12 protein-coding genes are annotated in these 13168 nt (G+C 37.1%); 8 read left to right on the top strand and 4 right to left on the bottom strand.

Features of this window, described 5'->3' with window-relative positions:
- Positions 1-19: 19 nt before the first annotated feature.
- Positions 20-766 carry a 30S ribosomal protein S2 gene (rpsB, locus tag Q8J82_RS07790; protein ID WP_304891601.1) on the bottom strand — a complete coding sequence of 249 codons (747 nt, stop codon included), beginning with the start codon at positions 764-766 and terminating at the stop codon, positions 20-22.
- 372 nt (positions 767-1138) lie between these two features.
- Between rpsB and Q8J82_RS07785 the strand changes: the two genes are divergently transcribed.
- The 3 genes from Q8J82_RS07785 to Q8J82_RS07775 all read left to right on the top strand — a co-directional run bounded on the left by Q8J82_RS07785 (position 1139) and on the right by Q8J82_RS07775 (position 5507).
- Positions 1139-1975, top strand: a complete 837-nt coding sequence (locus tag Q8J82_RS07785) for an HDOD domain-containing protein (protein WP_305327456.1) — start codon at positions 1139-1141, stop codon at positions 1973-1975.
- Positions 1976-2038: 63 nt separating this feature from the next.
- On the top strand, positions 2039-2848 hold the full coding sequence (gene map / locus Q8J82_RS07780; RefSeq protein WP_305327455.1) for a type I methionyl aminopeptidase: 810 nt from the start codon (positions 2039-2041) through the stop codon (positions 2846-2848).
- A 4-nt stretch (positions 2849-2852) separates the two neighbouring features.
- Entirely contained in the window at positions 2853-5507 is a 2655-nt protein-coding gene (locus tag Q8J82_RS07775; protein ID WP_305328069.1) for a [protein-PII] uridylyltransferase, read from the top strand.
- Between the two features lie 23 nt (positions 5508-5530).
- Here Q8J82_RS07775 and Q8J82_RS07770 read toward each other — a convergent pair whose 3' ends face one another.
- Positions 5531-5806 (bottom strand): cupin domain-containing protein, encoded by a 276-nt coding sequence (locus Q8J82_RS07770; RefSeq protein ID WP_304890595.1) that lies wholly within the window; start codon positions 5804-5806, stop codon positions 5531-5533.
- Between the two features lie 108 nt (positions 5807-5914).
- Positions 5915-6193, bottom strand: a complete 279-nt coding sequence (locus Q8J82_RS07765; RefSeq protein WP_304890594.1) for a cupin domain-containing protein — start codon at positions 6191-6193, stop codon at positions 5915-5917.
- Between the two features lie 593 nt (positions 6194-6786).
- On the opposite strand from Q8J82_RS07765, the gene Q8J82_RS07760 reads away from it, so the two are divergent.
- From Q8J82_RS07760 to Q8J82_RS07740, 5 genes are all read left to right on the top strand, one after another.
- Positions 6787-8052 (top strand): hypothetical protein, encoded by a 1266-nt coding sequence (locus tag Q8J82_RS07760; RefSeq protein ID WP_304908441.1) that lies wholly within the window; start codon positions 6787-6789, stop codon positions 8050-8052.
- A 24-nt stretch (positions 8053-8076) separates the two neighbouring features.
- The gene (locus tag Q8J82_RS07755; RefSeq protein WP_304908440.1) at positions 8077-8700 is read left to right on the top strand and encodes a hypothetical protein; all 624 of its coding nucleotides are present in this window, start codon (positions 8077-8079) and stop codon (positions 8698-8700) included.
- Between the two features lie 8 nt (positions 8701-8708).
- A complete protein-coding gene (locus tag Q8J82_RS07750) occupies positions 8709-9302 on the top strand; it encodes a hypothetical protein (RefSeq protein WP_304908439.1) in 594 nt (197 codons plus the stop codon).
- The gene (locus Q8J82_RS07745) at positions 9299-9742 is read left to right on the top strand and encodes a hypothetical protein (RefSeq protein WP_305328068.1); all 444 of its coding nucleotides are present in this window, start codon (positions 9299-9301) and stop codon (positions 9740-9742) included. The genes Q8J82_RS07750 and Q8J82_RS07745 overlap by 4 nt, the downstream gene beginning before the upstream one ends.
- A gap of 219 nt (positions 9743-9961) precedes the next feature.
- Entirely contained in the window at positions 9962-10363 is a 402-nt protein-coding gene (locus Q8J82_RS07740) for a lysozyme inhibitor LprI family protein (protein WP_304908437.1), read from the top strand.
- A 470-nt stretch (positions 10364-10833) separates the two neighbouring features.
- Here Q8J82_RS07740 and Q8J82_RS07735 read toward each other — a convergent pair whose 3' ends face one another.
- The gene (locus Q8J82_RS07735; protein ID WP_305328067.1) at positions 10834-12966 is read right to left on the bottom strand and encodes a hypothetical protein; all 2133 of its coding nucleotides are present in this window, start codon (positions 12964-12966) and stop codon (positions 10834-10836) included.
- Between the last annotated feature and the right edge of the window lie 202 nt (positions 12967-13168).

Genomic DNA, 13168 nt, shown 5'->3' with positions numbered 1-13168 from the left:
CCTTTTAAGGTATATTCTATTACGCAGCCGCTACTTCAGCCGCTTCCGCAGTTTCTTCGCTAGCAGATTTAACAAGCTCGGTAATAACAGAGTTACGGCCTTCAAGCACCGCGTCAGCAATACCACGCGCATACAAGCGAATCGCACGACTTGAGTCATCATTACCAGGAATAACGAATGCAACGCCATCAGGTGAGTTATTAGTATCTACAATACCAATCACAGGGATACCTAGTTTAGCCGCTTCAGTAATCGCGCCGCTTTCATGACCAACGTCGATAATAAAAATAGCGTCTGGCAAACCGCCCATTTCTTTAATACCGCCAATTGAACGCTCTAATTTTTCAATTTCACGCTTATAGCCTAATGCTTCTTTTTTACCAAACTTTTCTAAGCTGCCATCCAGCAACATCGCTTCAAAATCATGAAGACGCTTGATAGATTGTTTAACAGTTTTAAAGTTAGTCAGCATACCGCCTAACCAACGGTGATTTACATAAGCACAACCAGAACGACTCGCTTCTTCTTTTACGATATCGCGTGCTTGACGTTTTGTACCTACGAATAAGATACGACCCTTGTTTGCAGCCAATGTGCGTACGTGTTTAAGCGCATCTTCAAACATTGGTAATGATTTTTCAAGGTTAACAATATGGATTTTGTTGCGGTCACCAAAAATAAACGGTGCCATTTTTGGATTCCAGTAACGGGTTTGATGGCCGAAGTGAACTCCAGCTTCCAACATATCACGCATAGTGACTGACATAATATTTCTCTTTTCAAAAGGGTTATATATTCACACAACTCCAAAAACACCTTATTTTACAAAACCTTACTCTAATTAAAGTTAGGTTTAAGTCTAAGGCACCCTTGATTGGGTTGTATGTAAATTTTAAACAACGTATTTCTCAATACGTTTCTGCTAAATTGCAGAGGCGAAATAATACCACTAAGCATTTGAGTTTGCTAGCTTATTACTTCAAATGATTAACCGCCAATTCATTTTGGCTCGATATTGAATGCAAATTCACTATAAACCTTGCCATTGAATAATAAGCGCTATTTTTATAGTTCTTTTTAATGCTTTTAATCATTACGACAACCTGTATGTTGTGAAGCTAGCAAAGGAGATTGTTAAATGTCATCAACACCCCAAGAATTAGTCACCAGGGATATAAGTGCCTGGATTGATTTTATTAGAAAGGCTGAAATTCCGGTACTTAAACATACTGCACGCGAAATTGCACGCTTGAAAGAAGATGAAGATAACTTAAGTGCTCGCGCTATTTCATCAGCTGTTTTGAATGATCCAATGATGGTATTTAAGGTATTAACTTTTTCACAGAAGCATAAAGGTAAAAAACAACTTCAAGATCTTGTGCAAGCCGACCAAGCCATATTAATGATGGGGACGAGTTCGTTTTTCCTAAATCTACAGCCCAAAGTATTGGTTGAAGATATACTGAAGTCTAATCTACCCGCTTTAATGCACCTGCTTAGGCTTGTTCGACGTGCGCATCAAGCCGCACATTTTGCTGCGGATTGGGCAACCCATCTGGCAGACCTTCATGCAGAGGAAGTTAGAACTGCCGCCTTACTACACGATTTAGCTGAGATGTTAATGTGGTGCTTCGCACCGGACAAAATGAATGCGATATATGCTATGCAGCATGCTGACAAAACACTCAGAAGTGTCGCAGTTCAGCAAGATGTGCTGGGTTTTAGATTGCAGGATTTACAAAAGGAGCTAGTGGAGATATTTCAGCTGCCCCCCCTACTTTCTAAACTAATGCAAGACAATGCCTCAAGCGAACAGCGTGTGCGTAATGTAATACTAGCGATTAACCTTGCACGCCACTCTGCAAATGGTTGGGATGATGCAGCTTTGCCTGATGATTACAGTGATATTGCCGCACTGTTACGGATGGATATTGACAGAGTGATGCGTATCGTAGGGGTCCCAAGAATTCAATAGAAATATAAATGATGAATAATTGCTATGCTAAAATATGCTTCACATTCTTAAAATAGCAAGTTCATGGCAATCTCAATTAAAAACCAGCAAGATATAGAAAAAATGCGCATCGCGGGTAAGCTCGCTTCTGAAGTGCTAGATTTTATCACCCCTTACGTTGTACATGGTGTCACAACAGATCAACTGGATAAACTTTGTCATGATTACATTGTAGATGTACAACACGCCATTCCAGCGCCGCTAAACTATGCTCCAGATGGTCATAGACCCTACCCTAAATCTATTTGCACCTCAATAAACCAGCAGATTTGTCACGGCGTGCCGAGTGACAAACAGTTAAAAAATGGTGACATAGTCAATATTGATATTACTGTCATTAAAGATGGTTACCATGGCGATACCAGCCGCATGTTTTATGTGGGTGAAGTCACAGCCCAAGCCAAGCGTTTGTGCGAAATCACTTATCAAGCCATGTGGCTAGGCATTACCAAAGTGAAGCCTGGCGCGACATTGGGTGATATTGGCTCGGCTATTCAAGTTTTTACCGAAAAAAGTGGTTATAGCGTGGTTCGTGAGTTTTGTGGTCACGGTATCGGCAAGGTGTTTCATGAAGACCCGCAAGTGTTGCATTACGGCAAGCCCGGCATGGGTGCTACACTAAAGGCAGGCATGATGTTCACCATAGAACCTATGATTAACGCCGGTAAACGCGATATTAAACATATGCCAGATGGTTGGACTATCGTCACAAAAGACCGTAGCTTATCCGCGCAATGGGAACATACAATTTTAGTCACTGAAACAGGTTATGAAGTGATGACCTTGTCTAGCGGCTCGCCTGCTATTCCTGAGTTTGTCCAAAAAACAGTCTGACTTTATGCATTCTGGTAATCAATATACTGAAGAATATACGTCAAAAGAGTCTGATAAAAATAATATAGCCGCTTGGCGGCAATATCTAAAAGATGGTTTTTCTGCAATAAAAGCAGACTTCTTAAAAAAACCTAATAACACGCACCTATTTAGGCAGCATTGTAAGCTAATCGATAGACTGCTCATTACTATTTGGTCGAAAGCAAATATCGATGAAAGTTGCTGTTTAATTGCCGTTGGTGGGTACGGTCGTGGTGAGCTTTATCCTTACTCGGACATCGACCTGCTCATTTTGTTGCCTGATAACGTACCTGATACTGAGCAAAGCAATTCCATCAATAACAAGCTTGAAGCCCTAATAGGCTTGTTGTGGGACATAGGCTTAAATGTAGGTCATAGTGTTCGCAGTTTAAACGAATGTGTAGATGAAGCAAAAAAAGACATTACAGTTCAAACCAATTTGCTTGAATCTCGGCTACTGACAGGCGAAACTAATTTTTACAAAAGTTTTTTGAACCGAGTGAATGGCACACTTGAAAAACCAACAGATATAGCCAATTTTTTTTCCGCCAAACTAAAAGAGCAAAACAACCGTCATTACAAATTTAACGACACCGCCTATAATTTAGAACCCAATATCAAAGAAAGCCCGGGCGGCTTGCGAGATATACACATGATACTGTGGGTTACGCAGTGCTTAAATATGGGTGGCTCACGCCTAACAACGTCAAGTAATACCTGGGCATTATTAACAAAACAAAACATTATTACGCCTCTTGAAGCCCGTCAAATTCAGCAACATCAACGAAATCTTCAATTACTACGCATACGATTACATTTTTTGAGCAATCGCCGCGAAGACCGATTGTTGTTTGATTTTCAAAATGAATTAGCTGATTCACTAGGCTATGTGAATACACCTCGTAAACGCGCCAGCGAACAAATGATGCAAAGTTATTACCGCAGCGTTAAATTCGTCAGCTTAATAAATGAAGTCCTGCTCAAATCTTTTCAGCAAATGATTTCTACTACACCACCAGTGATTATTTCAATCAATGAACACTTTGAGTCGTGTGATCAGTTATTAGAAGCTAAAACTGCGGGCTTATTACAACAACAACCTTCATCTATATTCGAAGCCTTTTTATTGTTGCAGAAACATCCGGAACTTAAAGGGATGGGCGCAACTTTATTGCGTAATCTGCAACGCGTAAAACGTTTAGTAAATCGTGACTTTAGACAAAGTCAACATAACAAGAAGTTGTTTATTGAAGTACTATCGCAGCCAAATGGGGTCAATCATGCGCTTCGCGCCATGAATCGTTATGGTATTTTAGGTAGCTATATTCCTGCATTTGGTAAAATAATTGGCCAAATGCAGCATGATTTATTTCATGTATATACCGTAGATGAACATATTTTAAATGTACTGGCTAATTTACGGCGCTTTGCAAAGCCTGAGCTTAAACATGAATTTCCTCTGTGTAGTCAATTATTTGCCGAATTTGACGCACCCCATTTATTATATCTAGCTGCGCTGTTTCATGACATTGCAAAAGGTCGAGGTGGCGACCATTCTGAGCTAGGTACCATCGATGCCATTCGGTTTTGCAAGTTGCACAGACTACCCAAAGCGGATGGTGAACTGGTTGCATGGCTGGTTGCAGCGCATTTAAAAATGTCCTCTACTGCACAAAAATCTGATTTATCAGACCCAGCTGTTATCGAAACATTTTCGCACTTTGTGCTTAATGAACGCAGATTGATTGCACTTTATTTGCTCACCGTTGCTGACATTAGAGGAACCAGTCCACTGGTATGGAACGCATGGAAAGCGAAGCTGCTTGAAAGCTTATTCAACGCGACTAAACACGCACTAACAAACCAATTGTTATATGTACAACAAGCTATTACAACGCGCAAATCTGAAGCCGCAGAAAGATTAAAAAAGTTCGGCTTAAGTGCACAATCCTATGAACATTTATGGGAGAAGTTCGGTTCTAGTTATTTTATTCGCCATGAAAGTGATGAAATTGCGTGGCACAGCAGACTTCTAACCCCGCATTTAAATACCAACCAACCGATTGTCCGTGCGCGATTAAGTCCGAGCGGTGATGGCATTCAAGTGATGATTTACAGCAAAGACCAAAATGACTTGTTTGCCAGAATATGTAATTTTTTTGATCGCATGGGTTATAACATCGTAGAAGCTAAGATTTACACCACAGAACATGACTATGCCTTAGATAGTTTTATTGTTTTAGATCAATCAGGTAAGTCAGTTAGTTATAGTGGTTTATTAAAATTTATCGAGGTTGAACTGACACAAAAACTTGATAAAAATTGCCTGCTTGAGCCACCACTCCAAGGTCGTATTAGCCGTCAAGTAAAGCATATGCCCATACTGGCTCAAGCCACTATTACGCAGGAGGCTGATAATAACAATCATAAGCTGGAGATTATTGCCAACGACCGCCCAGGCTTACTTGCCACGCTGGCGCACCAATTCTTGGTGCATGAAATTGAATTACATAATGCAAAAATCAATACACTGGGCAATCGTGCTGAAGACACCTTTTTAATTTCAGCGAAAAAAGGTCAAAAACTTGATGCGCTTCGCATACTAGCCCTTAAAGAAGCACTTATTAGCGAAATTTAGACACTAAGCGCTTATGTACGCAATCATCCTAACTGATAATGTTTGCTTAGCGCTTTTTTAACATGCCATGTGCAAGACAATCCTGCTGGAAACGTCACTAAGTCACCCGCTTGAAAACTCACAGCACCGCTACCATCATTTGGCGTAATGGTTACTTCACCCTCAAGAATATAGGCAATTTCTTGTGTGCTAAAGCTCCATGGAAATTGCGAGGCTTCTTTTGACCAAGTTGGCCAGCGAGCCACGCCAAGCGATGCTAATTTTTCTGGCGTAGGTTTTTCTACAATAATTTTGCTCATAGTGCTCTCCTGAAATGATCAGCAAAAATCAAAGCTCTAAAAATCAAAAGCAATAAAAAAGCCTTGAATCATCAAGGCTTATTGTATTCCACTCTTACTAAATTGCAATTATGAGTGCTTGTAGTGTTTTTTCAGTTGTTTTGTCACTTCCCAGTTTGATTTCAAACCTTTAGGAAATACAACAAAGTCACCTGCTTTAACTACAACTGTTTCGCCACCTACTGGAGTCACGTGGATTTCGCCTTCTAGCAAATATGCACTTTCTGTTGCTGAATCAAAGTTAAGCGGAAATTTTGATGGTGCGCAATCCCAAATTGACCAGCTAGAAACGCCTAGTTCTTTTAATTTTTCTTGTGATGGGTTATGGTCGATGATGATTTGGCTCATGATAAATCCTTAAAATGTTGGCTTAAAAACAAATGCCGCTTGGCTTTAAGCGGCACTAAAAATTTGGCGGAAGAGGTGTCCGTGATAAATCTCTATAATTACTAACAAAACCAATTAGTTAGCATGCACTCTAGTTACAATATACCAACAGAAATACCAACAAATATAAAAAATTATATGTCTTACCTATTCCGTAAGATGCAATTATAAATTAATTAACTATTAAATACACTAAAATAATACGAAAAAGACTCTGTTGAATGCTTAGAAAGGCAACTTTTAAGAGTAAGCAATATAGTTAAGCTATTAGAAAAAAGCTTATAGCCCATATACAAAGTTGCCCTTTAGTGGGCATGCGTGTTATTGAAAAATTTTTTGTACTAAAATTTAGGTATTAAGTTGAATAATATATAAAACTAGAGTGCATCATTAAATACCTCTCAAGCTCTTAACAGAGCTTAACAAAAGTACTTTAAAAATAAAATGAAGTAATGACTTATCTTGCTGAATATATTTGAAAAATTTATGTTCATAATGTATTCATTACCAAGTTGTGTCTGATATAGTCGTTCATTAATATATGAAAATAATTTATGAAAATAAGAAAAATATTATTGTGTTCATGGTTTCTGTGTTTTTTTAGCCCAAATTTAACTTATGCTGGTGGATTAGAAGGCATTTTAAAGGGTTTGAAAGAGCTACAGGACAGTATAGGTAGCATTGCTCCAAGCATTAAAACTCAAACAAATACGCAAAGTAACAATGCGTCTTCCAATTCAACACTTAGTGATTTTAATCTTGATAAATCCACTAATAAAACCTCAGACAAAGCTCAAACAAATAAAGTAATAGAAGTCTCTGGTGTTGGAGAATCTCTAGAAACTTCTAAAGAAGATGCAATAAGACAAGCTGTTCAAAAAGCAGTTGGAAGCTATGTTTCATCAGATTTGATTACTAAAAATGATGATGTGATTAAAGATAAGGTCATCAGCCTGAGTGCTGCGTTTGTTGAAAAAACAGAAGTTATCTCACAAAATAAGCGTGAAGACGGTTTGTTTGAAACAAAAATCAGGGCGACTGTAACATCCACCAAATTACGAAGAGCGCTTGAAGACCAAAATATTGCTACTACCGACCTTGATTCCGAAAGTTTATTTGGTGAGGCATTAACAAAGCTTGATAATACAAACTCAACACTTGACCTATGGGCTGGTATGATGAAAAAATTTCCTCAGTCCGCTGTAAGGGCTGTTCTAATTGGAAAACCTAAAATAGACCCAATTAAAGATGATGATGTGCGTATAGCCTTTACTACACTGGTTGGATGGGAACCTAAATTCCGTGATGAATTTATTAGTATCATGAAAAATACGGGTGATATTTCTAATGGTGAACATGATGCTTTACTTGGCCTGGGATACACATCTCAAGACAGACCCGTATCCTTGAAAGTAAATGATAAGAATTTACTACACCAAATTTTCCAACTGGTTCGTGAGAATAATAAGAGCCTGTCAATTAACCTCGATATAAAAAACTCTGCTGGACAAGTTGTTCATCAAGTGAGTAGTTGCCTGTCAAAGGATTACTACTATAAAAAGGAAGCAACAAACCCATTTATAATTAATGGCAGTGTGAATGTTTATGGTTTTCCATATAAGGATATGCGTTTAGATTTTTATAGCTCTAAATTAGATATAAGACAAAAACAATACTATGAAAGCCGTAAATATTGGCTAGAGGCGAAAGATAGTGATGAATTTTTCCTTCATATAAATGAGGTTGTTAAGCGGGACATAATTAAAGAGTTTAAAACAGTAGATATTGTAATTGGTGATTGCCCTCACTATGGTTCGTAATTAACGTTTAATAAAGGAAATAAAGTGTTTAAACAAAATAAATTAGCAATCACTTTAACAATGCTTTTTGCATTGAATTCAAACTTTGCTCAAGCTGCTGATGACAAATTTGTTGTCTATGAAGACATTACTGGTGTTACATTAGAAATGGCTGATGATGCATCAAGTTGGCTCAAGATTCGTTCTGTTGGCGAGGCTGCATTAAGATTTGGTGACCGTCAGGATGTGATTCTATCTACAAAAAAAGCAACATTGTCAGCGAAAGCTGAAATTGTAAAATTCCTCAATGAGCGGGTATCAACACAAGATTCAATTAGTGACATAACTAAAGTGCTGGCAGAAAAAAATGGTTCGGACGCGGAGTCAGCTACACGTAAGAGTGTTGAAACGATGAGTACTGAAATTCATAACTCAGCAGACCAAATTCTAAAAGGCGTACTGACGCTGGAACAAAAAGTGGATACTAAAAATGGTGTAGTTAAAGTAACCGTAGGTATCAGCAGAAAAAGCATGGGTGCAGCAGATTCAATTAAAGCCCATATTAAGAGTGATATGAGTAATGCTACTTCAGCTAATAATAGTTCCGCTAGTGAGTCAGTCCAAGTAGGCGACGAGATAAAACGTAGCAAAAATTACAATAACTTCTAATGCGTTGTTTGACCAAACAATTAGTTAAGGTAACCGTTCTCAGCATTGGCATTTTATTGGTTCAACCGCTGTACGCTAATGCTGAAGCAATTAAAGCAGAATACTTTCTTAATGATAATAAAAATGCTGTAGCAGAGCTGGTACGAGACGGAAAGAGTTGCTATCTCATACAAGCAATATTTTCAGATGGAAACCTTAATTCGACAGTCGAGTATCGAAGGTCAAAGCTTAACTTATTGACACGATTCACGTTATTAAAGCATTTACAGCGCAAATATAAAGGCGCTTCAAAGTTCCAATTAAGCGGAATGCAAATACTTGAATTAGGTAAAAATGAGGGTGCCTATTACCAAGTATCACAAATACCAATTGCAAATATTACCCCATCATTATCTAAAGCAAACACCTCTAATACATTGGATGCAAATGTTGTAGAAAGTAGCATTGTTAAAGAAATTTCGGAATCGGAATTAAAAGTAAAAACTAATCCGAGTGCTATAGACGCTTGGAAGAATTTATTTAACCTTTATTTCACTACTGGTGACTTGGATAAAGCTAACTCAGCAATGGATAGAGTAATGAGTTTGAAATTCGCACAATGATGCGCTATTACATCATGATGCTAGCAATTCTCATGCCGTTATCCCAATTACATGCGGGAGACGTAACAACTGCGCTTTTAAAACAAGCGCAGTCTAGTGAAATATTGAAATCAACCAACGTGGAATTAACAACTATTAATGACCGACGATACCTAATTTCAGTAGGTGTGGCAGATTTAAAAGATGGTCAAAAAAAATCTAAGCTCAATGCGATTAGAACTTCTAAACTAAGTGCCGAGGAAGGCGCAATAAAATTCTTTGAAGGGTCTAAAATTACGACTCAAGAACATTCAAAAGTAGCACAGAGTAATAATGAAAGAAATGATTCTTATCAAAGTATTCAGAGTGAACATGCTGGAGCTGATACGGGTGTTTATATCTATCTAGGCGAATGGGTAAATGATAATTTTTATTACACTGCTATTGCTTATCCTTTATAAAATAACGTTGTATAACGATATGTCTGCACCACCCCTGAATTATATCGATATGTTCAGTTAAGTATAATCTGTGAGCAGGTCTAGTGAGAAAGCGACTTTCATTAATTTTTGTTAAAACACTTCAAAATCTATATTTTGTAGGTTGGATAAAGCAAAGAATAGAAAATAAGCCTATAAGTGCATTCTGCATTTTATTATTTAATATACAACGAGGCCAACATGAAGCAAATTTCATTAATAGTATTTTTATTATTAACTAACAACTCATACGCTAGTGATTTATCCAATGAGTTTGATAGATGTATGAAATCGGCGGGAACTAATAGAAACTTTGGAACATGCACTGAAAAAGAAATGAGTTATCAAGAAAAAATGCTTACTAAAGCATGGTCAGATATATCAAAGGAAATTAAAGAAATATCTTTAAATGCATATAATGAGCTTCTCACTGAGCAAAGATTATGGATTAAATATAAAGACAGTGCATGCAATTACTTTTTGGCAGAAAACGATGGTGCACTTGCATTTGGTCAGGAAGGCACATATTTACAATACGGGAGTTGTAAGGCTGGAATTATTGCTGAAAGAGTTAAATATCTCCAAAATACACTACCTAGATAAAGAATTTAGTCTCGGACGCCCTCCAATTCTGAGTGCAATTCAACAATACAATTATTAATTCGTATAATCCCAGATTTTCCATTAGGATTTTTCAAGGCGTAAAAACAGGGCTGAAGGTGACTGGCAGGTCGAAGGACTTTGACTTATCCCACACCCCATCGAACCACTGACGTTGGCGCATGGAACTCCTTGCTGCTGGCATCACAACTCCAAACTTGGAGATGCTCCAGCATTTACAGGTTAAGTTCCAGCACAATTCACGCTAGGTTCTGCCATCGTGAACGGTCATTCTGCCATCGTGAACACCTATTCTGGTGAATAGGCAAAAAGCGTTCACGTTCGACCATAATGGGTGTTCACGATGCTCCAGAATATGCAATTAAATTGAAAAAATCAGATTTCTACATAAATTCTAGGTGATTTAATATCTATACATTTAAAATAGACTACCTAGAAGAATAAGTAGGAGGCTAATTGTTCTTCAGCAAAAACTCCTCAAACTTCAATATATTAGATACAAGACACTTTGACATTTCATGATGTAACCTAAACCCAGCATCCTTTAGCTGACTTATGATTTCATCCTTATGGTTTTTAACATAATTTTCAATCTTGTTTTTGGATGTAAAATTAACTTCTTTTAAAACTTTTACAATGTTTTTATTATTAATAAAGATATATCCAATATCAAGTAGCTTATTAACGGTAGATTCGTCTAATCTGTTTTTTTCAAAATAGTCTTCATATTTAAAAAATTCAGTAATTTCTATATCAGCTCCAAGCGACTCATTAGAGAAAAGGAAAATATCCTTAGGTTCCCCGAATATCGTCCGCCCCCTACCTACAGCCTGAATCGTTTCAGCTATTGATTTTTGTTCATATATAGATTGAAGCATTGAATTGTTGTAAACGTAGTTGTTTAATATCTTCGCCTGTCCTGATTTCATCCGCACTGGTACATCTAAATATGAGCGTTCAATATTATCAAATTCACTCACGTTATACACGGCCTGAGCAATTTCTTGTGTACGTTCTTGTGGTAATGAATACCTTCCAACAATAAGCAGACAGTCAACATCTTCAAATAAATTAAGTCCACGTAGATTGCCAAAATGCGCATAAATACTAACACCTAATTCATTAGCCAAACTTTCAATAAAGTTTTCATTTCCTTTAATTGCTTTATAGCTAATCAACCCAACATTTCTATACTTTCGGACTATCGTTTTAAAGCCTGTAATTAATGTAGCCATATTTTTTTGGTTTTGAAGATGATTTTTAGTCAAATTAGCATTACACATTTGGTAAACATTAATATCTGAGTTTGATTTTACTGCAATTTTATCGTACTTATAATTTGGATAAACCTTTCTAATTACTTGCCCATTTGCTGTAGCATCTAATATCAATGTTGGAACATTTCTATATCTTTCGGCAACTCGCTTTAGCCGATTAATGTGTAGTTTGTCATCTTTGAAATAAATACCATCTAACCAGTACATTTGAGTTGAATTTATAAAACTATTAAAGCAAGCAAGAATTTCCGAGTACTTCGGATTTAGTTCTGTATATTTTCCGCTATTAGTAGTTTTATAGTTATGAGTTGCATCTTGCAGGATTAAATTTTGGTTACGCTTTATCGCTGATTCTAAATTATTAGTTAATTTCAAATCTTTTAATATTGATTGAATTGATGCATATGGGGAATGCTCATCTTCAAAAACCCGATTAATCTCATCATCATGCGTCATTATGTCTTCATCAATGACAATGTAATCAGGTTTCCAATAGCTTTCCTCTACAGATGGGCTGACTGAATATTGCTCCTTCTCACCATATGGCGTGCCATATATTTTTTCAGTTTTGTATTCCAAACCTTTGAACCATTTAGAAGGATTATTAAACCATTCGTTATGAGTCATAATGCGTATGTTGGCACTACTGGAAAACTGCGTGGTGTAGTTACATTCACCCTGTAGATAACAGTGCTCGATACAATCTTTAGGCGCTATAGATGGCCTTTTACTAAGTTCTTCATTTGAACAAATTTTAATATCTGACTCCTCTGACAATGGCTGGGACTTACCTTTAATTCTTATCACACTATTTGTATATTGGAATTTTTCACGTGAAAAAACCATGAACTGAGCTTTTCGCTTTAGAATTTCTACATTTAAATCGCTTTCAACCTGCTGACCAAACTTATGTTCTTTTGCCAAGAAAAGCACTTTTTTACCTGTCATAACAGCATCAGCTAAAATGCTTATTACGGATTTGGTTTTACCAGCCCCTGCTGTAACACTGATATATGTATTTTGGTTGAATGAAAAAAAATTATCGATGGCAGTTTTAAGTTTTGTAGCTGCTTCAGCTGGACATAATAAAGCCTCCAATTGAATATTACTTAGTTGGGGTTCTAGTTTACTTCTTGCACTACCAGTGACAGGTTTATAACCATACTTTTTAGCAAAATTAATTAAAACACCGATATTGCTAGAATATTGACGATAACTTAGCTGACTTCTAATTTGAGGTTCTAATTTATCACTAGGTATATTCCAGTGACTTAACAATAGGTTCAATCCAGCATTTTCACCTAACAAATCGCACACAGAAGTAGCAGTTTTAGGCGGGGGCTGTCAGATGATTGATCATAAAGGCAGATATCTGTAGCGCGTCAACTATCTTGTCCAGTTCAGCGACAATTATCTTGTCTAGTTGACGCTGAGATTTTTACTACTGTTTTTGCATAGATGATTTTCTTCGGTAGCTGCCTCCTTCACACTGAATGATGGTGGCATGATG

This window comes from Methylotenera sp., from assembly GCF_030684185.1.
Lineage (GTDB): Bacteria > Pseudomonadota > Gammaproteobacteria > Burkholderiales > Methylophilaceae > Methylotenera.
Note: the sequence above shows the minus strand (reverse complement) of the source record. Positions and strands in the feature narration are given on the sequence as shown.

Excerpts from the sequence above, each read along its gene's own strand:
- Q8J82_RS07745 (WP_305328068.1), top strand. The coding sequence starts at position 9,299 with ATGATGCGCTATTACATCATGATGCTAGCAATTCTCATGCCGTTATCC.
- Q8J82_RS07770 (WP_304890595.1), bottom strand. The coding sequence starts at position 5,806 with ATGAGCAAAATTATTGTAGAAAAACCTACGCCAGAAAAATTAGCATCG.
- Q8J82_RS07765 (WP_304890594.1), bottom strand. The coding sequence starts at position 6,193 with ATGAGCCAAATCATCATCGACCATAACCCATCACAAGAAAAATTAAAA.
- rpsB (WP_304891601.1), bottom strand. The coding sequence starts at position 766 with ATGTCAGTCACTATGCGTGATATGTTGGAAGCTGGAGTTCACTTCGGC.
- Q8J82_RS07785 (WP_305327456.1), top strand. The coding sequence starts at position 1,139 with ATGTCATCAACACCCCAAGAATTAGTCACCAGGGATATAAGTGCCTGG.
- map (WP_305327455.1), top strand. The coding sequence starts at position 2,039 with ATGGCAATCTCAATTAAAAACCAGCAAGATATAGAAAAAATGCGCATC.
- Q8J82_RS07740 (WP_304908437.1), top strand. The coding sequence starts at position 9,962 with ATGAAGCAAATTTCATTAATAGTATTTTTATTATTAACTAACAACTCA.
- Q8J82_RS07775 (WP_305328069.1), top strand. The coding sequence starts at position 2,853 with ATGCATTCTGGTAATCAATATACTGAAGAATATACGTCAAAAGAGTCT.
- Q8J82_RS07760 (WP_304908441.1), top strand. The coding sequence starts at position 6,787 with ATGAAAATAAGAAAAATATTATTGTGTTCATGGTTTCTGTGTTTTTTT.